Origin of the sequence: Erythrobacter sp., from assembly GCF_039988855.1 — a bacterium.
In the GTDB taxonomy this organism is placed as follows: Bacteria; Pseudomonadota; Alphaproteobacteria; order Sphingomonadales; family Sphingomonadaceae; genus Erythrobacter.
The window spans coordinates 21,451-44,925 of sequence record NZ_JBDXIY010000004.1 but is presented as its reverse complement, the minus strand read 5'-3'; the positions used below and the strand labels follow the sequence as shown (position 1 = coordinate 44,925).

18 protein-coding genes are annotated in these 23,475 nt (G+C 55.7%); 8 read left to right on the top strand and 10 right to left on the bottom strand.

What is annotated here, in order from left to right; translation table 11 throughout:
- From ABJ205_RS01705 to ABJ205_RS01680, 6 genes are all read right to left on the bottom strand, one after another.
- A partial coding sequence (locus ABJ205_RS01705; RefSeq protein WP_348158954.1) for a TVP38/TMEM64 family protein occupies positions 1–743 on the bottom strand: 743 nt, incomplete at its 3' end.
- A 264-nt stretch (positions 744–1,007) separates the two neighbouring features.
- A complete protein-coding gene (locus ABJ205_RS01700) occupies positions 1,008–1,571 on the bottom strand; it encodes a nucleotidyltransferase family protein (RefSeq protein WP_348158952.1) in 564 nt (187 codons plus the stop codon).
- The gene (locus ABJ205_RS01695) at positions 1,553–2,539 is read right to left on the bottom strand and encodes an XdhC family protein (RefSeq protein WP_348158950.1); all 987 of its coding nucleotides are present in this window, start codon (positions 2,537–2,539) and stop codon (positions 1,553–1,555) included. Before ABJ205_RS01695 ends, ABJ205_RS01700 begins: the two co-directional genes overlap by 19 nt.
- Positions 2,540–2,564: 25 nt before the next feature.
- Positions 2,565–3,041 carry a c-type cytochrome gene (locus tag ABJ205_RS01690; RefSeq protein WP_348158948.1) on the bottom strand — a complete coding sequence of 159 codons (477 nt, stop codon included), beginning with the start codon at positions 3,039–3,041 and terminating at the stop codon, positions 2,565–2,567.
- A gap of 42 nt (positions 3,042–3,083) precedes the next feature.
- The gene (locus tag ABJ205_RS01685; protein WP_348158947.1) at positions 3,084–5,351 is read right to left on the bottom strand and encodes a molybdopterin cofactor-binding domain-containing protein; all 2,268 of its coding nucleotides are present in this window, start codon (positions 5,349–5,351) and stop codon (positions 3,084–3,086) included.
- A 3-nt stretch (positions 5,352–5,354) separates the two neighbouring features.
- On the bottom strand, positions 5,355–5,849 hold the full coding sequence (locus tag ABJ205_RS01680) for a (2Fe-2S)-binding protein (protein WP_348158946.1): 495 nt from the start codon (positions 5,847–5,849) through the stop codon (positions 5,355–5,357).
- Between the two features lie 92 nt (positions 5,850–5,941).
- Here ABJ205_RS01680 and ABJ205_RS01675 point away from each other — a divergent pair, with 92 nt between their 5' ends.
- Positions 5,942–6,280, top strand: a complete 339-nt coding sequence (locus tag ABJ205_RS01675; RefSeq protein ID WP_348158944.1) for a tRNA-binding protein — start codon at positions 5,942–5,944, stop codon at positions 6,278–6,280.
- 4 nt (positions 6,281–6,284) lie between these two features.
- Here ABJ205_RS01675 and ABJ205_RS01670 read toward each other — a convergent pair whose 3' ends face one another.
- The 3 genes from ABJ205_RS01670 to ABJ205_RS01660 form a co-directional block, all read right to left on the bottom strand.
- A complete protein-coding gene (locus ABJ205_RS01670; protein ID WP_348158942.1) occupies positions 6,285–8,258 on the bottom strand; it encodes a sulfotransferase in 1,974 nt (657 codons plus the stop codon).
- Between the two features lie 73 nt (positions 8,259–8,331).
- Complete coding sequence (locus ABJ205_RS01665) at positions 8,332–10,986, bottom strand: TonB-dependent receptor (protein ID WP_348158941.1); 2,655 nt, start codon at positions 10,984–10,986, stop codon at positions 8,332–8,334.
- Positions 10,987–11,337: 351 nt separating this feature from the next.
- Positions 11,338–13,098 (bottom strand): BCCT family transporter, encoded by a 1,761-nt coding sequence (locus ABJ205_RS01660; RefSeq protein ID WP_348158939.1) that lies wholly within the window; start codon positions 13,096–13,098, stop codon positions 11,338–11,340.
- Between the two features lie 298 nt (positions 13,099–13,396).
- Between ABJ205_RS01660 and gdhA the strand changes: the two genes are divergently transcribed.
- From gdhA to ABJ205_RS01645, 3 genes are all read left to right on the top strand, one after another.
- Positions 13,397–14,749, top strand: a complete 1,353-nt coding sequence (gene gdhA / locus ABJ205_RS01655) for an NADP-specific glutamate dehydrogenase (protein WP_348158937.1) — start codon at positions 13,397–13,399, stop codon at positions 14,747–14,749.
- Positions 14,750–14,969: 220 nt separating this feature from the next.
- The gene (locus ABJ205_RS01650) at positions 14,970–15,497 is read left to right on the top strand and encodes an RNA polymerase sigma factor (protein ID WP_348158935.1); all 528 of its coding nucleotides are present in this window, start codon (positions 14,970–14,972) and stop codon (positions 15,495–15,497) included.
- On the top strand, positions 15,494–16,081 hold the full coding sequence (locus ABJ205_RS01645; protein WP_348158934.1) for a hypothetical protein: 588 nt from the start codon (positions 15,494–15,496) through the stop codon (positions 16,079–16,081). The genes ABJ205_RS01650 and ABJ205_RS01645 overlap by 4 nt, the downstream gene beginning before the upstream one ends.
- 142 nt (positions 16,082–16,223) lie before the next feature.
- Here the strand turns inward: ABJ205_RS01645 and ABJ205_RS01640 are convergent, their stop codons facing one another.
- A complete protein-coding gene (locus ABJ205_RS01640) occupies positions 16,224–17,183 on the bottom strand; it encodes a tetratricopeptide repeat protein (RefSeq protein WP_348158932.1) in 960 nt (319 codons plus the stop codon).
- Between the two features lie 160 nt (positions 17,184–17,343).
- Between ABJ205_RS01640 and ABJ205_RS01635 the strand changes: the two genes are divergently transcribed.
- The 4 genes from ABJ205_RS01635 to ABJ205_RS01620 are packed head-to-tail and all read left to right on the top strand — an operon-like array spanning position 17,344 to position 23,440.
- A complete protein-coding gene (locus ABJ205_RS01635) occupies positions 17,344–19,851 on the top strand; it encodes a cyclic nucleotide-binding domain-containing protein (protein ID WP_348158957.1) in 2,508 nt (835 codons plus the stop codon).
- The gene (locus ABJ205_RS01630; RefSeq protein ID WP_348158930.1) at positions 19,851–20,714 is read left to right on the top strand and encodes a hypothetical protein; all 864 of its coding nucleotides are present in this window, start codon (positions 19,851–19,853) and stop codon (positions 20,712–20,714) included. Before ABJ205_RS01635 ends, ABJ205_RS01630 begins: the two co-directional genes overlap by 1 nt.
- A 13-nt stretch (positions 20,715–20,727) precedes the next feature.
- Positions 20,728–22,518, top strand: a complete 1,791-nt coding sequence (locus tag ABJ205_RS01625; RefSeq protein WP_348158929.1) for a cytochrome c3 family protein — start codon at positions 20,728–20,730, stop codon at positions 22,516–22,518.
- 1 nt (position 22,519) lies between these two features.
- Complete coding sequence (locus ABJ205_RS01620) at positions 22,520–23,440, top strand: metallophosphoesterase (RefSeq protein WP_348158927.1); 921 nt, start codon at positions 22,520–22,522, stop codon at positions 23,438–23,440.
- Positions 23,441–23,475: the final 35 nt, after the last annotated feature.

Here is a 23,475-nt window from a genome sequence, read left to right as displayed (position 1 = left end):
AGGCCCGCCGCGCCTCCGCCGATTATCACTATATTGCGGTCGAATGTCTTCGGTTTGTCGAAACCCTTGTAGACTTTGCGCCGCTGGATGAAAGCGACCACAGCCTTGGCAATCCACGGGACGATGGCGAGCAGGACGAAGCTGCCGATAAGGGCAGGCGACAACAGTCCAGCAGTGCTTTCAATCTGCGCTAACCGTGTGCCCGCATTCACAAACACAATCGTACCCAGCAGCATACCAATCTGGCTCACCCAAACATAAGTCCATGTTTTGATCCGCGTCAGGCCCATCACCAGATTGATGACGAAGAAAGGGACCGCCGGGATCATGCGCAAGGTGAAGAGGTAGAATGCCCCGTCACGCTCCAGCCCGTCATTGATCGTCTTCAACCGGTCGCCAAATTTTGCCTCAATCGTATCGCGCAGAACATAGCGCGAGGAAAGGAACGCGAGCGAGGCCCCAATTGTCGAGGCGAATGACACCAAAACTGTGCCTAAAACGAGCCCAAAAAGCGCGCCAGCCGCCAATGTCAAAATACCAGCGCCCGGAATAGATGCGGCGGTCGCAGCCACATAGATCACGAAGAAGACAGCGAGCACCAACCATTGGTTTTCGGCGTAAAAGCCTCGAACATCCTCAACAGTGTCCTTGATTCCAGCAATCGTGAGATATTGCCCCAGATCAAACATAAAATAGGCTGCAACCAGCGCAGCGAGCGCCAGAATGATCAAAATCTTTTTCACGAAAACCCCTCTTGGGCACTCAAATGTGCGTCGTCACAACCGTATGCGCCAGCCGCCCTTGCACGATTACAATGCGGAAGCCTCAGCGATAAAGAGATGAGTATTTCCAAAAGCAGCGATTGTCGATGTTATGTTTCGGCTTTCCTGCTCAGAGCCTCTGGGTCGAGGCCGCATTGAGAATGTTGCCGCAACACAACAACGCGGCCATTCACTCTACTCCCAGAGCTGATTTACAGACAGAAGCCGTGGTCACAGATCAGCGGTTCAAAGGTCAGAGGTTGTATCAATATCCTTGAGCCATTCTTCGGGGCAATGCGCCACTCTACCGGCGCCAAGAAGGCCGCGAGCGCCAGTGTCGGCGCTGGCATTAGCAAGCGCCTCAAAATACGCCTTGCCAAAAATCGCAGGCGGCATCCGAACCTCACCAATCGCAGATACAGCGATTGCCTCAGGCCCGTCATATCCGCGTATCAAAGCTTCGAAATGGCTGCCTTGGACCAGCGGCATATCAGCCAGTGCAATCAACAAGCCATCGAGTGAGGCCTCCATCGCGGCGCGCGCGGCGAGTGCAAGGGAGGTGCCCATCCCAAGAGCCGCATCCGGATTGATGAGGGGCAAAAACCCGTGTTGACGCCATGTGCCTTCGCACGGATGGCCCGGTGCAGCAGCAATCACCCAGGCATTTTCGAACGCCTCGACCGGGATAGCGCGCGCGGCATGTTCAGCCAGCATTCGGCCCTTGTAAGGAGCGCAAAGCTTGTCCGCCTCGCCAAACCGTCTGGACGAGCCGGCCGCAAGCAATGCGGCGCCTAAACGCGGGCGTCCCATACCGTCTCTTCATAGGTTCGAACCACCTCAGCCAATGCCGATAGTGCAAGCGTTTGCGGATCACGCGATGAATGGAACAGACCAATGGGCGCATGAATGCGGTCAAGCTGTGATTGCGCAACCCCAAGGGCAAGCAATGCCTCGCAGCGAAATTCATGCGCGCGCCTGCCGCCCATCGCGCCCAAATAAAAATGCGGCATTTGGAGCGCCGCCGCCATCAAGTCTATTTCCCAATCGTGATCGTGAAAAAGGAAAACCGTGGCTGTCCAAGCATCGCTTTGGAGAAGTTCTGTTTGATTGGTTTGCTTAAGGTGGTGCACCGCGATCTTGTTCCCCGCGCCCCTGTTCACCGTGATCCTGTTCACCGTGATCCTCTTCACCGCGCATTGCTCGACCAATTGTTTGTCAGGTGTCAGAACGCGCAATGTGCAGCCATACGCGCTCGCTAAATCCGCAAGCGCCATCACCCCTGCGCCGTGGCCTATAATTTGCATGTGAGGCGCGGGATAGTGCCCAAAGACGGCTTCGCCTGATACTGCATCAAAGGAGGCTTTGCGCCATTCGGCGACATGGGCCGCCCCGCCTATACCGGTTGCGATTGAGAACGGCGCGCGCGCCACGATTGAAGCAAGGCAGGCGCCTGTAAAGCCTGCATCCTCAATCACATGAAACGACACATCAAGCCCGCCCCCGCACGGCAGTTTTATATCGAGATAAGGCGAACCAGCGCCAAAGCGCACCGTCCGCGCCTGCCCTTTTGCAAGCACATCCAGCGCCTCTGACACCACCGCGTTTTCAATACAACCTCCTGACAAGGACCCCGCAAACTGGCCATCCTCGGCAACGCCCATAATGGTGCCGGGACCGCGCATGGAGGAACCCTCAACCCCGCAAACGGTGACAAGAACCGTGCGAAGGCCGCTCTTTTGCGCGCTGTCTAAAAATTGAAGAGTTTGGGCAAGGTCCACCGATTAGCGCTCTTCGGGCCGCCGCCTATTCGCCTTGCGCGGCAAGATAGGCGATCACCGCTTTGCGGCGCTCATCATCTCGCAGGGCGCCTACGACCATCTCGCTTCCCGGGATGTAACCCTGCGGATCAGCGATGAAGCCATCGAGGCTTGCTTCATCCCATGTGATATCAGATGCAGCGAGAGCGTCAGAATAGGAATATCCCTCATGGCTTCCGGCCTTGCGGCCCATCACGCCGTATAGGTTGGGCCCTGCTGAAGAACGCCCATCGGCATCGAGCGAATGGCATCCTTTGCAGGTCTGAAATACGTCTTCGCCAAGGCTGACGAGATCTTGAGAACCGCCGGTAGAAGGCCCCGCTGCATCAGCTGCACCGCGTTCGCGCACGATGATTTGTTCCGCCACTTTAGGCGGCTCAGCGGAAGTTCCGCAAGCCGCGGTCATCATGGTAAGCAAGCAAACGGCAAGCCCACTCCGGCTAAGCAAAGCCTGATTATGCATCCTAACAATCCCTCTCAAAATCCCTGATATCGCGCCTGTAACCTATGCGAACTGTTTTGCGACTGGCAAAGTTCGAATCCGCTTGCCGGAGGCTGCAAAAATCGCATTGGTGAAGGCAGGCGCTACGGGCGGCAGACCCGGCTCCCCTGCCCCGCCAATTGGCACATCGCCTGAATTGATGATCGCAACCTCGATATGAGGCACCTCATCCATACGCAGCATCTTATAATCGTGAAAATTGCTTTGAACGATTGCGCCGTCTTCAAGCTCTAACTCGCCATACATCGCCGCGGTGAGGCCAAAGATGATGCCGCCCTCGATCTGGTTTTTAAAGCCATTGGGGTTCATCACATAGCCCGCATCGCAAACCGCCCAGACATTCACGAGCTTGGGTTTGCCCGACGACATATCAATTTCGACCACCTCGGCGGCGATGGTGCCAAAAGCCTCGACAATGGCGACGCCTTTGGCATGCCCTTCGGCGCGTGTGCCCCGCCAATCGCTCATCTCGGCGACCTTTTCGAGCACTGCGACATGGCGCGCTGAACCTTTGAGCATAGCGAGGCGGAAATCGAGCGGGTCTGCACCCGCAGCGTGCGCCGCCTCGTCGATGAAGCTTTCGATGAAGAAACCTTGCTGTGAATGGTCAACCGAACGCCATGCTTGGAACGGGAGATGCAAGTCAGCGGGTGCGTGACGCACGCTGGTGTTGGCGATATTGTAGATCGCCGGGACGCAGGCCTGAGCGGGATCATGCCGCTGGGTGAACACATGATCGAACGCGTCAAGCTTCCCATCTTCATCAAGGCCCGCTCGCATCCGCGCCATATCTGCGCAGCGATAGAGCGCTTTTTGCGTGTCTTCCTCACGGCTCCAAATCACCTTCACCGGGTAGCCTGTTGCCCGCGCGACCCGCGCCGCCATGGACACCTCATCCACGCCAAGGCGGCGGCCAAAAGCCCCGCCCAAATAGGTTTGGTGCATGGTCACGTCTTCGGCGGAGATGTTCAGAGCTTCGGCGACCCCGCTGCGCGCCATTAGAGGCACCTGCGTACTTGCCCAGACATCGCATTTGCCATCTGCCACATGGGCGGTGCAGTTAAGCGGTTCCATCGGCGAGTGCGCGAGATAGGGCGCTTTGTATTCAGCCTCGATGGTCTGGGAAGCATTGGAAAGCGCAGCTTTCGCATCGCCTTTGCCCGCCACCTCTTCGCCTCCGGCCTCACCCGCATCATCAAGGACAGCGGCAAAGGCGGCGTATTGATCGTCCATGGTTTTAATCGGGCTGGCGGATTGGCTCCATTCGATCTGAACCGTGTTCATCGCTTGCTGAGCCTGCCAATAGCTATCGGCAACAACCGCGACGAAGTTCTCCATATTGAGGATCTGCAAGACCCCTTTCATAGTTTTGGCGCGGCTCGCATCCATGCTGACCACTTTGGTACCAGGGACTGGCGGCCTCACGGTGGCGGCATAGGACAGCTCAAGGCCTTCTGGCACAGCGTCGATCCCGAATTCAGCGGTGCCGTTGATCTTGGCCGGAATATCGGTGCGCGCTTTGCTTTTGCCCATTAAGCGAAATTGATCAGGTGTCTTAAGCGTCGGTGTATGGTCCATTGGCTGCTCAGCAGCTGCGGTCGCGAGCTCTGAGTATTTCGCAGAATTGCCTGATGCTTTGTGGAACAGAACGCTGTCTTTGGTGGTGATTTCGGCGGTTGGAACCCCCCATTTTTCCGCCGCTGCTCCGACCAGCATTTTGCGCGCTGCTGCGCCGGCAACACGCATGGAGTTTTGTCCCGTGGTGCGGATCGAGGATGATCCGCCTGTGATTAAGACTTCCGCCATCCGCGAGACTTGGGTAAAAAGGCCGTTCCAAGTCGGCTCAATCCAATCGGCCGCGTTCAAAGTGAACGGGGCCAAGAACAGCCGCGTTGCATCGGTGACGACGTATGAGCCGTCAGCAGGTGCCTGCATCACGCGGACATTGGCCCAGTCTGCATCCAGCTCATCAGCCAGCATTTGTGCAAGAACTGAATGCGCGCCCTGCCCCATTTCGCAATGGGGGACGATCGCCGTGACCACATTGTTGAGATCAATTTTAACCCAGCTATTGACCAGCTGCTCGCCGTCACCACCAGCGACTTTGGATGAAAGCGAGCCAACAGGATTGCCAGGACGAACGCCAATACCGATGAGCAAGCCGCCACCTGCAAGAACACCGGCCCCGATAAATCCGCGGCGGCTCCATTTGGCGAGCTTTGAGCGTTCTTTTTTCGCGTTCTCTGTTTTTTCAGGAGTTAAATCGTTCATGACTTATGCCTCCTCTTCTTGGCGCGGTTCAACTTGGCCACTGGCGACCTTAATCGCGCGGCGAATGCGGGTGTAGGTACCGCAGCGGCAGATATTGCCCTTCATCGCGGCATCAATGTCGTCGTCTGACGGCGCGGGATTGTCGCGAAGAAGCGCGGTTGCGCTCATAATCTGACCCGATTGACAGTACCCGCATTGCGGCACTTGCTCGCTGATCCAAGCGGCTTGGATAGCGCTCATCATGCCATCGACACCATCTGTTTTGGCGCCAATGCCTTCGATGGTGGTAACCTCGCGTCCCTCGGCCATGCTAATGGGCGTTGAGCAAGAGCGAACGGGTCGCCCATCCAAATGCATAGTGCACGCCCCGCATTGCGCGATCCCGCAGCCAAATTTGGTGCCCACCAGTCCCGCCTTTTCGCGCACCGCCCAAAGAAGCGGCATCTCTGGTTCTGCATCAATATTGACGGGCTCACCATTGAGGATGAAATTGGCCAAGGGGTTTCTCTCTTTCTCAGTTGCGATGTGCAATCTATCGCGCATAGACTGAAACGCAAAGCACGAATAGTGGCACACCAATCGGAGACCCCATGACTGAAATTTCATTCGATGATTTTATGAAGGTCGATATTCGCACCGGACAAGTGGTGCGCGCGGAACCCTTTCCCGAAGCACGCAAACCAGCGATCAAGCTTTGGGTCGATTTTGGCGGCGATCTTGGCGTCAAGAAAAGCTCAGCCCAAATCACAGTGCACTACACGCCAGAAAGCCTAGTGGGGCGAACGGTGATGGCAGTGGTCAACTTTCCATCAAGGCAGATCGGCCCGTTTATGAGCGAGATTTTGGTGCTGGGCTTTGAAGATAGCGAAGGCGCAATTGTCCTGGCCTCGCCCGATAAAGACGTGCCCAAAGGCGCGCGTTTGATGTGAGGGTTTAGAGGTGGCCCTCTAGCGCCTCTTTCAATGGGCCCAGCCAAGGTTCAAACGGTTTCCAAGCGTCCTGTCCCTTGCGGTTGATCGGTTGGCGCACTTGTTCCGACGACGCGGTCCGCACCGCGCGATCGGTTTTGTGGAAGGCAAGGCATTGCTCTTCGAAAGAGACCTCTAAAAAGTCGAGCATCCGGCGGGTCTGCCCCTCAAGATCGTCGAGCACATCCTCGTGCTGAACCCGCAGGACTTTACCCGGCAGCACCGCGTCCCAATGGTCCATCAGATCGACGTAATCGGCGTAATACTGACCCACTTCATGCAGACCGTAGGTGAACTCTTGGCCCTCGGCGAAAAGCTGTTTGAAGCCAGAGAAACAGCAATCCAAAGGCGCGCGTCTTGCATCAATGATTTTGGCATTGGGAAGGATCAAATGGATCAGCCCGATATGCCGGAAATTATTCGGCATTTTGTCAATAAACAGCGGCGCGCCTTGGCGGTGGATGCGAGTGTTCTCAATGAAATCCGTCCCGAATTTCTCAAGCTGCTCTGCGGCCAGATCATGCAGCACTTGCGGATACAATGACTGCCCCGCTTTGCGCCCGCGAAGCCGGTGGGCAAGTGCCAGAATATTGGGAAGCTCAAGCGTCCCGTCGATCTGACTGTGGCTGGCAAGAATTTGCTCAAGCAAGGTGGAACCTGCACGCGGCAGGCCAAGAATAAAGATCGGGTCGCGCGCATCGTGGCCGCTGCCCTTATGCTTGGCGAAGAGTTCGGCCGTGCAATGTTCTTTCTGGCGGGCAAGTTCGCCGCTCATCGTCTCAGCTTTATAGCGGGTCTGCGCGCGTTTCAGGCTGTTGCCTGCATCGTAATGCTGGAACGCGGCCTCGTAATCGCCCTCGTCTTCACACGCCTTTGCAAGCGCAAAGTGGAGGTGCACACGGTCCATAAACGCCAAATCGCTGCGCTCTAACTGAGCGCGCATCGCTGCAATTTCGCTTTGCTCAAAACGATAGGTTTTAAGGTTCGCGAGCGCATAATAGCCATCGCCGTGATCAGCTTTTGCCGCAATGGCTGAACGATAACTTTCTTCCGCCTCGCGGCGGTCGCCCTTAGTCTTTAACGCATGGCCTCTGCTGGTGAGGCTGGCGGGATCATTGGGCAGCTTTGCAAGCACTTGATCGAACAGCTCAAGGCCGCCCTCGTAATCACCCATTTGAATGCGTTCGATCGCAAGGCGCGATTGGAACACCGGGCTTTCCGGATCGCGTTTGATGAGCAGCTCGGCCTGCTCCAACGCTTCGGCGGACTTCTGCCGCCGGCGCAGTGCATCGATATAATCGAGGCGCAATTGCACATCGTCAGGTGAAAACTCGACCGCGCTCTCCAGCAGGAATTCCGCATCATCCAGAACGCCCAGCTCAATCCCGATTTTGGCAAGCAAACGCATACCCTCGATGTGGGCTGCATCGCGGGTGGGATGGGTCCGCAGATAATGGCGGCATATCTCTTCGGCCCGGGCAATGCGCCCTTCGGCCAAATGGTTGGTGACCGCCACAAGCTCACGCGGCAAACGCGCGATCCGCTCTTGTTGAACTTTGGCAGCATTGCTCTCAGCCACACGGCCAGCTTCCGCTTCGAGCCGCGACAATTCGCGCCAACTGGCCTCAAGCGCCGGGTTAAACCTTGTGGCCCGTGTGAACGCGGCCAAGGCGCCTCGATTGTCGTCGCGGGCCAAGGACAGGTGCCCTTGCTCCTGCCACGCACGGCCATATTCGGGCATGGCGGAATGAAGCGCGTTTAGGTGCGAGGCAGCCTCGTCAAATCGCTTTAAATACCGGCATGCCACCGCCGCCATATACAGCGCCTCGCCATCCGATGGGTTTTCGGAAAGAAGCGCCTTAGCACCGGCCAACCCTGCTTCAAACTCTCCAGCCTGAAGGGATTTTTGCGCGGATTGGAGTTGCTCTGTGCGGCTCATATACCTGCCTTAGACAGCAAAACGGCGGGAGTGAACACTGTCACTCCCGCCGTTTTTGATTAGACGCGTTCGATTAATAGTCGAACGAAACGCGCATACCCACCGTCAAAGGACGGTTCGTGATGATGCGCTCACGGTCATTGCCGAAGGTACCGGAGACTTCCGCGCGCTCATCGGAGAGGTTTTCGCCGAAGATTTCAAACTTCCACTGTTCCGCTTTCACGCCCAACGACAAATCGAAGGTGGTGTAGCTGTCCAATTGGATGTTGTTGATCGCGATAATGTCGGTTTGCTTCGATGCCGAGTATGTCGCCTGCGGCTGAATAAACGCCTCAAGACTATCCGACACATCCCACTCATACCGTGCACGGATGTTGCCCTGGAAGCTTGGCGCATAGGCAAGGTCGCTTCCCAAGACCACATCATTGGTCGGAATAAGGATTTCCGTGACCTCTGTATCGAGGATCGAGAACGCACCTGCAAAGGTCAGACCCGGCGTCGAATACGGCGCAACGGTAAAGTCCGATTCAATCCCGTAAATCTCTGCATCCGCAGCGTTTGACGAGAAGAACAGGTTGGTGATGGAAGGATCGAAAATCTGCGTTTGCAGGTTTTGAATGTCCACGAAGAAGGCCGAACCGTTCCAACGGAATTGACCGTCGAGAAGGTCGAGTTTCCAGCCAAGTTCGTAGTTTTGAACCTCATCGGTCTCGAGCTCGAACGGGACCACAAATCCGCCAGCACCCACTGCGCCGCCGGGACGGTTGAGGAAGCCGGGACGGAAACCTTCGGAATATGTTGCATAGAACAGCATATCAGGCGTCGGTGTCAAAGTGACCGTACCTTTGAAGATCACGCCGCTGGTTTCAGCAACGTCCGGTGCACGCACCGCGTTAAAGACCTGCGTTGCCTGCGCTTCGGAAAGGCCGGCTGCCTGAATGTCTTCGAGGCTGTCATTCAAATCGAAGGTTTGACGCAAAGACGCGTCACACGAACCGATGAAGGTGAATTGGCCGTCACCGTCGTAAAGGTCGCTGATGTTGGTGCCGAACGCGTTCGCATCGGTTGCCGCACCAGAGTTACAGAACGATCCGTTGGCTGACCCTTCAAAGTCCACCTCAACATCGTAGTAGCGCGCGCCGAATGTCACGGCGAGCAAGTCAGGGATGACATCAAAGTTGGCTTCACCAAAGATACCGAACTGTTCATCGGTACGGCGAATGTCGTTGCGGAAAATCGTCGATGCCGGGAACGGCCCCGGATCAGAGAAGAAGCCAGTTGTTTGCGGGAAGTTTTCTGCAAACGGACCAAATGGGTTGGCCAGAACATTACCCGGATAGGCAAAGTCCACGCGCTCTTCGAGGCTGAGGTCGGAATAGAACGCGCCGCCCTGGAAGCTTACGCGCCAATCATCTGGCGTCGAGAAACGCAGTTCCTGGGTGAACACTTCGGTGTTGGACAAAGAGTTCACAAACAGGTTTGGCGCCTGACACGTACCGCTTGGTGCATTGCCTGCACCGGGATAGGTCACCGAGCCATCACAGATGTAATAGGGCAGATATTGCCCAGCAAACAGATAGTCGGTGTAATCAGCGCGCTGATCGCTTTCACGGTCGGTGTACGCGCCGGTGTAGATCACATCGAGCCAGCCAATGCGGCCTTCCACGGTCCAGCTGGTGTTGGAGAAATCGTCTTCGAGACGGTCTTCTTCAAAACGCTCAATCTCGAGATCACCAAGTCCACCAAGCTCTGGATCGGCGAAAAACACGCCGTCTGATTCAAGGCTTTGGCGTTGGTGCGAGATGTTGACGGTCCAATCAGGCGTCACTTCCCACAAAGCGCTTACCCGGAAACCGGAATATGTGGTGTCGTTGAAATTATCCTCTGCAAGGCCGGCATTGTCGGCCTGCAAAAATGTCACGTCGGACAGATCAGCGCCGGACTGAAAACCTGCGCGCACGGCAGAAACCGGAACGCCGTTTTCACGGACGAAACCTTCTGGACGGAAACGTGCGCTCTCAGAGAGGTCACGCGTGCCCTGAACATTGTCGATGTAGCCGCCTTGATCGTCGAGATAAGCAACACCGCGCAAAGCGAACGTATCGCTTACAGGGACGTTGATGGTGAACTCACCTTGGTAACTTGCTTCACCGCCTTTGGTGAATGACACGCCAGCTGATGATTTGGCCGAAAGACCAGAGAGGTCGGGCTTATTCGTGATAAGGCGCACAACGCCTGCTTGCGAACTTGCGCCAAACAGCGTGCCTTGCGGACCCGAAAGCACCTCAATACGCGCCAAGTCAGCGGCATAAACGTCAAGGTTACGGCCAGGCTGTGAAAGCGGTTGATCGTTGAGATACAGCGCCACGTTCGGCGCGAGACCTGCGACGCCAGCAACCGTGATGTTTGGTGTGGTGGATGCAAGACCGCGAATGTAAATCGTGCTCTGACCCGGACCGTTACCACCAGCTGTCACAGATGGAATTTGGTCGAGGTAATCTTCGAATGTGTCGATGTTCAGCTCATCAAGCTGCTCTTCGCCGATGGCAGACACGGAAATCGGCACGTCCTGCAGATCTTCGCTGCGACGCTGCGCGGTGACAACAATGGTGCCAACACCGCCCTGACGTTCTTCAGCTGCAGGGGCCGCCGCTTCTTGAGCTGCGACAGGTGATGCGATTGCGACCGCCAACGCGCCAAGCGACGCGCCGGTTATACAGTTCCTCATTTTGTTTTTCCTTTTGACCTGCGGATGAAATGTGCGGCGCGAGAATGCGCCAGTTCACCCCGGAACGGCGCGCTCAACATAGTCCGCAAGAGATGCAGATTACGGGGCGCGCTGAAGGGGCAGGTAACAAGAGCTTAGTAAGCTGGCCACAGCTCGGCCCAGCATTTCCCAAAGCAGCAAACATGTGTTGCACCGAAACAACAATGTAAATCTAAGTCATGAAAACTCTACGAACTCAAAAAACTATTCATAGGCAATAGGATTTTACTCGATAAGTTTTTCAAGTAAACTGAAATATACTTCATAAATCAATGCAATTGAATTTCATCAACCGACCTATACTGACAAATTTCAAGTTCTTGCCAAGTCTTTAGGGGTCGCAGCTTCCGCTCCCCAGTTCTCACATGCTTCTGCCGTGGTCGGGACACCGTGCTTCTGCCGGATAAGGTCGAACACGACCGCCTTGATAATCGATGCGCACATTGCGGCAAGCACCAGTGAAAACGGCAATGCCCCGATAATCATAGTGATGCGGATTGCCTCGATCCCGCCAAGGATAAGCATCGATCCCACTACGAAGGCCAACGCCGTACCCCAGAACAAGATGTGGTAACGCCGCGACCCTTCATTATCCCCTGCACCGTTGATTGTATTGACGATCAGGATCGCACTGTCAGCCGAAGTGATGAGATAAGTCATCAACAAGACCACTACGAGCCCAGAGACAATCGCCGCGGTTCCCGGCTCAAGCAGCAGGGCAAGCGTTGCAAACAATTGATCAGCCATAGGCGCATCGACAATCGTGCCGCCCGCAACACCAGACAACTCCAGATCAATCGCAGTTCCACCAACAAGCGCCATCCAGATAAAGCACATAAGCGAAGGCACCAAGGCTACGCCAAGGACATACTCGCGGATGGTGCGCCCTCGCGAAATGCGTGCGATAAACATGCCGACAAAAGGCGCAAAGGCGATCCACCACGCCCAATACATGACCGTCCAGCCAAGCTGCCAATCAACCAATGCGCCTGCGACTTCGCTGCCGTCGTCTTGGAAGAGGGTCAGCGATTGCACAGGCAGGTTCACAACATAATCCCAAGTGGCAGTACCCATGAGCTGCAAGCCATAAAGGCCCGAGCCCAAAAGCGCGAACAATCCGAGCAGCCCGAAAGACAAAGCCATGTTGATGTTGGAGAGCCACTTTATCCCGCGCCCGACCCCGGACAAAGCGCTCAGCGTCGAAGCCCCTACCAACACGACCAAAGCGATGATGATCGCCCCGGTTGAAGCGGTCAGAACCCCGTCAGAGCCTGCAACCATCAACCAATCGCCAAAACCAATGCGGTACAATCCGGCAACAAACTGCTCCACTCCAAAGGCCAGCGTGTATGCAACGCCCAGAATGGTCGCCACCACAGCCACCACGTCAACCGCGTGCCCCGGCAGGCCCGACATGCGCTCTCCAAAGAGGGGAGCAAGGCTCGAACGGATGGTCAGCGGCAGACCGCGCCGGTGCGCGACATAGCCGATACCAAGCCCGACCAATGCATAGGTGCACCATGCGCCAAACCCCCAATGCAGGAAGGTGTAAATATAGGCAGGTCTCACAGCCTCTGTAGAGCGCGCTTCGATCGTGCCGCGAATAATGTCCGGGTTATTGGCGAAATGCGCCAGCGGTTCTCCGGTGGAGAAGGTCAGCATCCCAATACCAATTCCGGCGCCAAACAACATGGAGAACCACGAAGCGCGCGAAAACTCTGGCTTTTCGCCCGGCGCTCCGATGCGCAGTGAGCCGATCTGCGGGATCAGCACAAGCACCGCGCTGCTGATTACAAGGAACGCGATCAGGTACACGTACCAACCGCTAAACGCGCTAATGATGGTCGAATTGGCGACCGCCAATGTCTCCATTGCATTAACCGGGAAGAAGATCGCCCACATGATGATGAGTGAGACAATGATCTTTGCCGGGATCGTTACCTCACGGCTAAACCCGTCGTAAAAGCCTTTGTCATGGGTTTCGATCTCGAGTTCGACCAAAGGTGGTGCAATCGGATGGTCGCCGCTTGATGATTGCTCAGCGACCTTTGGGTCAGCTCCGCTGCTGGTCATGGAATAGTGCGTCCGCGCTTAGGCCACAGCAGGGCGACCCGGTTCCTGCTAGGCGCCCTTCCGAGACCCAGCCGTGCACCTCGTGTCGGGCACACTTGCTTGAGGGAAAGTGCCTACAGTCCTTCACCGCCATATGGCAACCCCGCACTCCCAAAGCCTTCGCAGGCCGATCCAAAATGGAAAAGCGTCAGGCCGCACCAATGTGCAGACTTACACTTGCGTCTCATGCGCTTTCAGAGGATACACCGCTCACGCAAAAACAATAAACGGTCGTGTTGTTATCAAAGGGGGGTAAGCAATGCCGGTTTCTGACCACGTAAATCTCGAACAATTCATGGCGGGCGTTACAAAACGCAATCCAGGCCAAACCGAATTCATCCAAGCGGTGCATGAGGTGGCTCAAGACATCTTTGAATTCATGGCCGATAAGGTCGAATATCACGAAGCGCAGATCTTGCGCCGTATCGCTGAACCTGACCGGATCGTCTCTTTCCGCGTGTGTTGGGAAGATGACAATCACAACGTCCGCGTACAGCGCGGCTGGCGCGTTCAAAACAACAATGCAATCGGCCCATACAAGGGCGGCATTCGCTTTCACCCATCGGTAACTGAGAGTGTTCTGAAGTTCCTGGCTTTCGAACAGACCTTCAAAAACTCACTGACCGGCCTTCCGATGGGCGGCGGTAAAGGCGGCGCAAACTTCAACCCGCGCGGCAAATCCGATGCCGAAGTGATGCGTTTCTGCCAGAGCTTTATGTCAGAGCTCTATCGTCACATTGGCCCTAACACCGACGTTCCTGCGGGCGACATCGGCGTTGGCGGGCGCGAAATTGGTTATATGTTTGGCCAATACAAGCGCCTTACGAACCGCTGGGAAGGCGTGCTGACCGGCAAAGGTCAGGAATATGGCGGCTCTGAAATGCGTCCCGAAGCGACCGGATATGGCGCGGTCTATTTCCTACGCAATATGCTCAAGCATGCTGGCTCTGATGTTGAAGGTCACGCGGCCGTCATCTCAGGATCGGGCAATGTGGCAACGCACGCGGCGGAGAAGATTGTCCAACTGGGCGGCAAGGTTTTGACCCTGTCCGATTCAGGCGGCTTCATCCACGATCCAGACGGCATCGACCAAGAGAAGATTGACTGGGTCAAGCACCTCAAAACGGTCAAACGCGGCCGGATCAGCGAATATGCCGATGAGTTCAAAGGCGCGACCTTCCACGAAGGGCGCCCATGGGGCGTTGCAGCAGACCTTGCTCTGCCATGCGCAACACAAAACGAGCTCAATGAAGATGAAGCGAAATCGCTTGTTGCGAACGGCGTCAAAGGCGTTTCCGAAGGCGCGAACATGCCGACCACTCTGGAAGGCGTGAAAGTCTTCCACGATGCCAAGATCATGTACGGTCCGGGTAAAGCGGCAAACGCTGGCGGTGTGGCCGTATCTGGTTTGGAAATGAGCCAAAACTCAGAGCGCATTAGCTGGAACCAAGAGCGTCTTGGCGACATGCTAACCGATTTGATGGCGGGCATTCACGAGAAGTGCACCGAATACGGCGACCAAGGAGGGGGCTATGTCGACTATGTGAAGGGCGCAAATATCGCAGGCTTTAAGAAAGTGGCCGATGCGATGCTGGCGTTCGGCGTGGTTTAAGCCAAGCTTTCATAAACGAACACAAAGGGGCGCTTCCTTCGCGGGAAGCGCCCCTTTTTATAGTCTGACCCCCAAAAGCTGCCGTAAGCTTTCGACCCAATTGTGGACATCTGACTGAACCACAGCTCGATAGATTCAACACTGGAAAGAAAATTCCGCAATTTTGTAAGACTTCCTGCGCTCGGCTGACTACCTTGCCATGGCACAGGATAAAAATCGCTTGAAACCGACTTCTCTCTCGCAGGATGACGCCTATCATCTGGCCGCTAAAGAATATGGTGGGGCAATAGAGCGTCTGGCGCGAGGGTATGAGGCTGACCAAAGCCAAGTCCAAGACTTGGTCCAGGATATTCATACCGCGCTTTGGCGTAGCTTTGAATATTTCGAAGGCCAGTGCTCGGTTCGAAGCTGGGTTTATCGCATCGGACACAATGTCGCGGTCAGCCACATTAAGGCCAGCCGCCGAGCCAAACCCGGTGTGCTTGTTGGACTTGAAACGATTACCGAGCTGCCTAGTATCGATGATCAAAGCAAAGCAACGGAGGAATCGCAATTGCGAAGCCGCCTGCTTGCCACCATCCACCGTCTTAAACCAGCCGACCGGCAAGTGATGCTTCTCTATCTCGAGGAGCTGACCGCCGAAGAAATTGGCGATGTCACCGGCCTGTCCGCCGGTGCTGTCAGCACACGAATTCACCGCGTGAAAGTACTGCTGGCTGAGGCCTTTACCAAAGAAGGAGACAAATGATGACACCCGAAGAAGCGACCCTAAACAGCTGGAAAGACGACAGTGCAATTGCGTCTTTGCCTCCGATCACCGAGCTGCGCGAGCGCTCAGCCCGATTCACACGTGAGATTCGCCGGCGAAATTTTCTTGAGTATGTTGGCGGTGGTTTGGCAATTTTGGTGATCGCAGTCGTCGCATGGCTGGTTCCGATAGATTCGTTGCGGATTGGTGCTGCGTTGTTGGCCGGAGGCGTCGGCATTGCCTTGTGGCAACTCCGCAGTCGCGGGACGCCGCTATCACCGCCTTTAAATAGTGGTCAGTTGCCGATTCTCGACTATCAACGGCAGGAGTTGGTGCGTCAGAAAGATGTGCTTCGAAGCTCAACGATCTGGTATCTGCTTCCACTTATCCCTGGCCTATTCGTTCTACTTGGCATGCCGTTCATTGATCCGAATTGGCCTAAAGGAGATGATACCCTGCTTGATCAGTTGGTCCGTCCTGCCTTTGTCATCGTCGTGCTTGTCGCTGTCTATCGGTTCAATAAAAAAGCGGCGCGTAAGCTCCAAAGCGAGATCGACGAGATCGACGCGCTTCGGTACAGCTGAATGCCGCCATGGTTAGAAAGGGCGCAGCGATTTGCTGCGCCCTTTGGACTTCCTGCAATGTCCGCTTTCCCCCCAAAAAACGCGACTTTTATTGCTGTCTGGAAATACAGCTGAGGCAGACATCACGATCACACTTCGGTCTTCACTCAATCCCCAACTGCGCTGCCTGACGCCTAAGCTCCGTCTCTTCATTCGGATTGGCCGCAACCGCTTTCGCCAGTGCCTCACGCGCTTTTCCGGTTTCGCCCAGCGTCATCCGGCTGCGTATCAACATCACCCAGCCATCAAGATTGCCGGGGTCATCTTCAAGCCGCGTTTCAAGGCCAGACACCATACCAGCGATCATTTGACGCTGGTCGCTTTCGGACATTTGCCGCGCGTTGGCGACATCTTGCGCCGTGGGGCCGCGCACTGTGGGGGAGGCCGCATCGCCTGCCGCTGCACCCGATCCCGGGATTGCAATTTCCGGTGTACGGGTTGCCATCACGCCGGAAAGGCGGTCTCCCAAATCAATTTCATTGATGGCGGCGACTTGCTCAATTGTGCGGACCACATCCCCTTCCCAAGGCGCACCAACAGGGGTGTCCTCGAGCAGGCCGAACCAACTATCAATCGCGCCTTGATGATCGCCATCAATGTCTTTCTTCACGGCCATGAAATAGCGCGCGCGCGGGTCGTTTGCATCGCGCTCCAGCGCTTTTGCAAAGGCATCCAGCGCGGCAGGAGGGAGTGGATCAGCGTCGGCCTGAGCTGCATCAACCGCCATAACGCGGGCCTCACCCAAGGCGGACCAAAGCGAGCCAGTTGTTGCGTCGATTGCGACCGCATTTTCATACGCCTCAACCGCATCTGCAAATTCGCCGCGTTCAAAATGGGCAAAACCCAGCTCACTCCAAGGGCCGGCGTCATCGCTAGAGTTTTCTGCCGCTTCGCGAAGCTCTCCAATCGTCGGGGCGCCGTTTGCGGCCACCTCGACAGGGGCCTCGCTCTCCCCGCTCGAATAAATGTTGTACCCAACCGATGCAACCGCAAGCAAAGCTGCGCCGCCCAGCAAAGCCCAACCGGCTTTAGAGCCGGATTGGCCTTCTAAATTGTCCCCCATTACACCCTCATTTGTACGTATTTCGTCAAATCCTGTGCATTTTGCACTAGCATCTGCTCGCAAAAACGGCAATTGTATCTGGCATTGGGGTACGCTTTCTTTATGATCGCGTAGAACCGTAATCTATCCGAAAAGGGGGGGGGATAGATTGTCTGACTTGATGAAAGTCGCCATTATTGGCTCCGGCCCTGCCGGGATGAGCGCTGCAGGTCAGGCTGCAAAGCGTGGCATGTCGCATGTCCTGCTCGAAAAGACCGATCACCTGTCGGATACAATCTTCAAATACCAAAAGGGTAAGCACGTAATGGCGACCCCTTCTGACCTTGCGCTTCGTGGCGGTGGGTACGAGGAGGACGTGCACGAAGGCATGGAATTTGAAGAGGGTACACGCGAACGTATCCTCGGCATTTGGAATAAGCACTGCCGCATCGTCGACCCCAGCATTCCAGAGCCCGATCACGAGGTTCAAGACTTTGAGATCAACACAAGGCTCAACGCAGAAGTAATCTCGGTCGATGGGGAAAAGGGCAATTTCTCGATTAAGCTAAAGGACGGCGACACCGTTCGGGCTGAGACAATTATTCTTGCGATCGGCACGCAAGGGAATCCAAATTTGCTGCGCTGTCCGGGCGCTGATCACCCGATGATCACGCCTCAGTTGGATGACCCTGAAGATCACATTGATAAGAATGTTGTTGTTGTTGGAACAGGCGATGCGGGGATCGAAAACGCACTGGGCCTCGCAACTGATCCAGCCCTTGGCAACACGGTCACCATTCTTAACCGCGGCACTGATTTTGCAAAGGCAAAGACCAAGAACGCGACTGATCTCACCAGCGCGGATGAAGAAGGTGATCTGAGAATTGCCTATCGCACTTCTCCGGCCGAAGTGCGCGATGGTGAGATGGTGGTCGAGACCGAAACTGGCCAAGAAATCATCCCATGCGACATGATTATCACGCGTATCGGCTCGCAACCGCCGCGCAAATTTATCGAAAGCATGGGGATCGAGTTTACCTCAGAAGAGCGTAGCGCCTTTCCGAAACTCTCGCCTGAATTCGAAACGACCAAAGAAGGTGTCTTCGTTATCGGCGCTTTGGCTGGTTATCCGCTGATCAAGCACTGCATGAACCAAGGCTTTGATGTCATCGAATATCTGGCCACCGGCACCGCTGTAAAACCGGCGGATGAGCCGTTGCTTGAAAACGTGTTCGTAAACCTTCCTGGCGGTAAGTCGGTCGATTATTGGCTCGAATTGTATCGCAACAATGTCGACATTTTCGCGGGTCTTTCAACGCTGCAAATGCGCGAATTGATGTTGGATTCGATCTGCACTGCCTTTGCTCCGGGAGAGCCCATTTTCCGGCGCGACGCCCCTGGATCATCGCTTTTCGCAATCGCGCAAGGCAGCGTTGCAGTTGAGGTCAGTCCTAACGATCCATCGATCACCGTTCCCATTGGTCAGGGCTCGATCTTTGGTGAGGTTGGTCTGGTTTCAGGCAGGCGCCGCGGTGCGACTATCAGGGCTGCCGAAGACACCGTAGTCGTCGAGTTATCACGTAAGGCTGCACTGAAGCTGATCGGTTCATCGCCTGAGGCTGCCGAAGCGGTCAAACGCATTTCGATCGAGCGTCAAGTACTCCAGCTGTTTGGCTCAGGGCTCACCCCTGATGACATCAAACCTTTGGTGGACAGCGCCGTCACTGAGGAAATCAGAGCGGGTAGCCCTGTTATCAACGAGGGCGATGATGACAATGACCTGTTCATCGTGCGCTTTGGCTCGATGCGGGTTGAAAAAGGAAGCGGCGAGAAACAGACCTTCCTTGGCCTTATTCCCGCTGGCAATTTCTTCGGCGAAATGGGCATTATTGATGGGCAGGCGCGCATGTCCACGGTGAAGGCCGCGGTCAAATCGGAAGTCATCCGCCTGCCGGGCGAAGGGTTTCTCGACCTGCTTGCGAAGAAACCACAATTACGCGAGCGTGCGCTCCAAACGATGGACGAACGCCGTCGTTCCAATGAAGAAATCGAAAGCCAGCAAGATAGGGGCGACGGCAAGGTCGACGATTATTCTGGTCTGGCCTCTTTCCTATTTGACGAAGGCATGGGCGAAGCCACCGATGCACTGCTTATTGATGAGCGCCTTTGCGTCGGCTGTGACAATTGCGAGAAGGCCTGCGCAGACAGCCACGATGGCTTGTCGCGGCTTGACCGGGAGACGGGTAAGACCTTTGCCTATCTTCATGTGCCAATTTCCTGCCGTCATTGTGAACACCCGCATTGCATGACGGATTGCCCGCCCAATGCCATCCAACGCGGCGAAGATGGCGAGGTTTATATCAACCGCGAGACATGCATTGGTTGTGGCAATTGCAAAAGCTACTGTCCTTATGGCGTGATCAATATGGAGCCAGTGCCGCCTGAAAAACCAAGCCTTCTGAAATGGATGATGTTTGGAAGCGGGCCGGGTCCAGGCGAAGCGCCCTATTCTTGGCGCAAGGACAACGCTGAACCTGGCGTCGCTAAAAAAGCGGTTAAATGCGACATGTGCGCAGGGATCGAAGGTGGTCCCTCCTGCGTGCGCGCGTGCCCAACGGGCGCCGCTATCCGCGTGTCGCCCGACAAGTTTCTGACATTTGCCAAGATGACAGAGGACGTTGAAAGCTGATGGCGAGCGCAGCAGACAATCGGTTTCGCGAAGATGAAAAGAGGCGGGATGCTGATCATCTCAGCTTTCTCAAACACCGCGGTTTTCGCTGGCTTTGGATGGCGCTTCTTTTGTGCGTGGCCAGCATCATTGGCTATGCATTAATCGATCAAGAACCACGCCCCAATGGTGGCAGTTGGTATGGCTATACGCTTGGAACAATCGGGCTACTCTTGATTGTCTGGCTTTCAATGCTGGGCATTCGCAAGCGCCGTATCTCTGAAGGCGCGTGGAGCCTCAAAGCTTGGACAAGCGCCCATGTATATCTAGGCCTTGCACTTATTGTGGTGGGCACGCTTCACACTGGTTTCCAGATCGGTTGGAATGTCCACACACTCGCCTACGTCCTTATGTTGATCGTGATCTTCAGCGGGATCTACGGCGTTTACGCTTATGCGGCTCTACCCAAAGAGTTGTCGTCTAACCGAGGTGATAAGACCGGCGGCGATATGCTCGATCTCATCGCCGATATTGACCGCAAACTTGATAGCAGTGCCCAGCCATTGGGCCGTGCGGCGTGCGACTTGGTTATCGGCGCGCTTGAGCAGGATGTGTTTTACGGCGGCGCATTTGCCCGCCTTACGAACACCTATCCAGCTTGTGCCACGAAACGCGCACTTAGCGGTATTCCTGCGTCAGGGAGCGATGCTGAGGCCCGCGTGCATGAGCTTCTATCAAACCGGTCTGAGCAACTCGGACAAATCCGCCGCCATCTTCGCATTAAATCGATGCTAGAGATTTGGCTGTTCATCCATATTCCAGCAACGATTGCCCTGCTCGCAAGCCTTCTCGCGCATGTGATCAGCGTATTCTATTATTGGTGAGGGGTACGAACGCATGGCATTTTTGATCCGCACCATTGCTGTCGCCAAATCAGGCCGTGAGATCGTACGCGATCGCACTGTTGAGAAAGACGAATTGATCGTCGGGCGCGATCCGGCAAGCGACATTCATTTGCCCGACCTCACGGTCGAACTTCAACATCTGAAACTCACCGATGCAGGCCGAGGCATGATTGCGGCGCGCGCAATTGGTGAGCTGCCGTTTGATTGCGACGGTCAAAGCGTCACAGACGCCCGGATTGATCCCAATGCAGGGGCAGAGATTGCAGTGGGCCCTGCGCTCCTTGCGGTCTCGCGCGGCGAAGATGGCCCTGTAAAAATCAACATTCAGCCCGCGCCCAAAGACAAAGTTACTGGGGAACCAGAGGCCGGCTTCCGTATGGCCAGCGCCATGCCCAGCAAGCGGACCATGGCATGGACATTCTTTGGCCTGATCTTTTTACTTTTGTTGTCGGTTCCCATCCTCTCGCACCAATTGCGCGAGCGGGTCGAAAATGACCCCAAAAATATCGACGATGGCACTGTTTTGATGGATGCTTCGTGGAGCACTGGCGATCTCAGCATGGCTCACCACGACTTGGAGGACAATTGCGAAGCCTGTCACCAGAACGCGTTTGTCTCCGTCCAAGACGAAACCTGCATCACGTGCCATGAAGTTCTCGGCGACCACGCCAAAATGGACCGCCAGCTCACCGGCATGGCGCCAATGAGCACGGGCGATTCGATCCAATGGAATATCGGACAGGCGCTGGGCAAAGAAGGCCCGCTCGGCTGTGTTTCCTGCCACACCGAACACGAAGGTCCCGTCAAGCTGGAAGCGTCCGATGAGAAATTCTGCGCCGACTGCCACAATGATATGGACGTTCGCCTCACCGATGTCAGTTTCGGCAATGCTGGCGACTTTGGAGAGAAGCATCCACAGTTCCGGCCCCAATTTTATGCAGCCCATTTCGATAAAGAAGCCAAGCGCGTCAGCCTTGATGAAAATCCCATCGAGAAAAGCGGCCTAGTCTTCCCTCATGACATCCACGTCTCAGAAACGGGCGGGGCAGCAAAGATGGCGATGAGCCTTTCGCAATACGGCGGCCCACTCGAATGCAGCGACTGCCATACTGAAGACAAAGAAGCGCCCGGCGGGTTCATGCCCGTTGTCATGGAAGATTCGTGCGAGGCCTGCCACAGCCTAGTCTCAGGCACTACAGGAAGCGCCTTCACCTCGCTGCGTCATGGAGACGTCAGCGATTTGATGGAGGACCTTGCGAAAGTAAACCTCAGCTCACGCAGAACCGTCGTAACGGGACGCGGTCGCCCCGGGCAGTATGGTTCTGGTGGGCGCTACTACGCCAACTTTGGCCGTCCGATGGGAGCCTATCTTGCGATTAGCCGCGCGCTTGAAAAAGGCGGGACGTGCGGTGATTGTCACCTTCGCACGACGACCGATGGCCGACCGGACCTCATCCCGGTTAACATTCCCGAAAAATACATCCACCGCGGCTTCTTCCCGCATGAGGCACACGGTGACGATGTTGCGGAATGCAAAGACTGTCATGCGGCCGATACCTCTGGCGAGGCCACTGATCTTCTGATCCCAGATCTTGAAAGCTGCCGCGATTGCCATCTTGGAGAGAGCGCTCTGAAAACCGAAGAGATCGTGCCTTCAAGCTGTGCTATGTGTCACGGCTACCACACGCCTGCCTCACCTTGGAAGCCGGAAGATCATCCGAATTTGCCCGGAAATGGCGGCGATGATAATGTTGCAGCAATCTTAAGCAGTCTAAGGCGCTAGGATGCATGCGAACAAGCCGAACGGCGGCCAGCCAATCGCGACAAAGCCCGGGTCCGGGGTATTGATTGCACAAATCACCGACACACATGTCGGGTTTGAGCCTGAGGCTGGCGAAAATGAATTCAACTTTGTTCGTTTCCGCAATGTGCTTGGTCATTTGCTTTCCCAGCCAGTTCAACCGGATTTGCTAATCCTCTCCGGTGACCTTACCGATAATGGCAGCGCGGAATGTTACCACCGTATCCGCGATCTGATGAGCGGTTGCGCGATTCCCTATGAGATCATTCCAGGCAATCACGACAGCCGCGACGTCATGTTGGAAATCAATCCGGAATGCCCCACGGCTGATGGATTTGCGCAGTTCGCCCTCGAGTTTGGTGACGGCGACGAGAAACTTCGGGTGCTTTGCCTTGATAGCTTTGAACCGGGCCGGCACGGCGGCGCGTTCTGTGAAGTGCGAGCAGCTTGGCTGACAAAGGAACTCAACGCACATCCTGACACGCCGACGGTATTGTTCATCCACCATCCGCCGGTGGTATCGTCAATCGATTGGATGGATCCCAAGCCGCACGAGCCATGGATGATACGGTTTCGTGACACTGTGCGCGGGCACAAACAGATACTCTCGATTCAGGCCGGGCATTTGCACAGACCTCTCCATTCTGTGGTTGAAGGCATTCCGATTAGCGTAACGCCGGCAGTTGCGCCTGCGGTCTCTCTTGACCTACGCCCAATGGACACTGAAGTGGCTGACCAACGCCCTATTGTGGATGCAGAACCGCCCTTTTATTCGCTCCACATTTGGCGCGATCAAACATTCGTTTCGCACTTCCAGCCCGTGGGTCAGTGGCAAACACTCGCCCGGTTTGAAGAGCATATCAAGCCGATGATGAAAGGCCTGTTCGCAGAGCGTCAGACATAAAAAGCGCGCTTAGGATTCTCCCAGCGCCCTTCGTC

What these genes read in the sequence shown, in the direction of transcription:
- ABJ205_RS01640 (WP_348158932.1), bottom strand. Translation starts at nt 17,183, where the DNA reads ATGGGGGACAATTTAGAAGGCCAATCCGGCTCTAAAGCCGGTTGGGCT.
- ABJ205_RS01660 (WP_348158939.1), bottom strand. Translation starts at nt 13,098, where the DNA reads ATGACCAGCAGCGGAGCTGACCCAAAGGTCGCTGAGCAATCATCAAGC.
- ABJ205_RS01635 (WP_348158957.1), top strand. Translation starts at nt 17,344, where the DNA reads ATGAAAGTCGCCATTATTGGCTCCGGCCCTGCCGGGATGAGCGCTGCA.
- ABJ205_RS01685 (WP_348158947.1), bottom strand. Translation starts at nt 5,351, where the DNA reads ATGAACGATTTAACTCCTGAAAAAACAGAGAACGCGAAAAAAGAACGC.
- ABJ205_RS01630 (WP_348158930.1), top strand. Translation starts at nt 19,851, where the DNA reads ATGGCGAGCGCAGCAGACAATCGGTTTCGCGAAGATGAAAAGAGGCGG.
- ABJ205_RS01620 (WP_348158927.1), top strand. Translation starts at nt 22,520, where the DNA reads ATGCATGCGAACAAGCCGAACGGCGGCCAGCCAATCGCGACAAAGCCC.
- ABJ205_RS01670 (WP_348158942.1), bottom strand. Translation starts at nt 8,258, where the DNA reads ATGAGCCGCACAGAGCAACTCCAATCCGCGCAAAAATCCCTTCAGGCT.
- ABJ205_RS01645 (WP_348158934.1), top strand. Translation starts at nt 15,494, where the DNA reads ATGATGACACCCGAAGAAGCGACCCTAAACAGCTGGAAAGACGACAGT.
- ABJ205_RS01690 (WP_348158948.1), bottom strand. Translation starts at nt 3,041, where the DNA reads ATGCATAATCAGGCTTTGCTTAGCCGGAGTGGGCTTGCCGTTTGCTTG.
- ABJ205_RS01665 (WP_348158941.1), bottom strand. Translation starts at nt 10,986, where the DNA reads ATGAGGAACTGTATAACCGGCGCGTCGCTTGGCGCGTTGGCGGTCGCA.
- gdhA (WP_348158937.1), top strand. Translation starts at nt 13,397, where the DNA reads ATGCCGGTTTCTGACCACGTAAATCTCGAACAATTCATGGCGGGCGTT.
- ABJ205_RS01700 (WP_348158952.1), bottom strand. Translation starts at nt 1,571, where the DNA reads ATGGGACGCCCGCGTTTAGGCGCCGCATTGCTTGCGGCCGGCTCGTCC.
- ABJ205_RS01675 (WP_348158944.1), top strand. Translation starts at nt 5,942, where the DNA reads ATGACTGAAATTTCATTCGATGATTTTATGAAGGTCGATATTCGCACC.
- ABJ205_RS01625 (WP_348158929.1), top strand. Translation starts at nt 20,728, where the DNA reads ATGGCATTTTTGATCCGCACCATTGCTGTCGCCAAATCAGGCCGTGAG.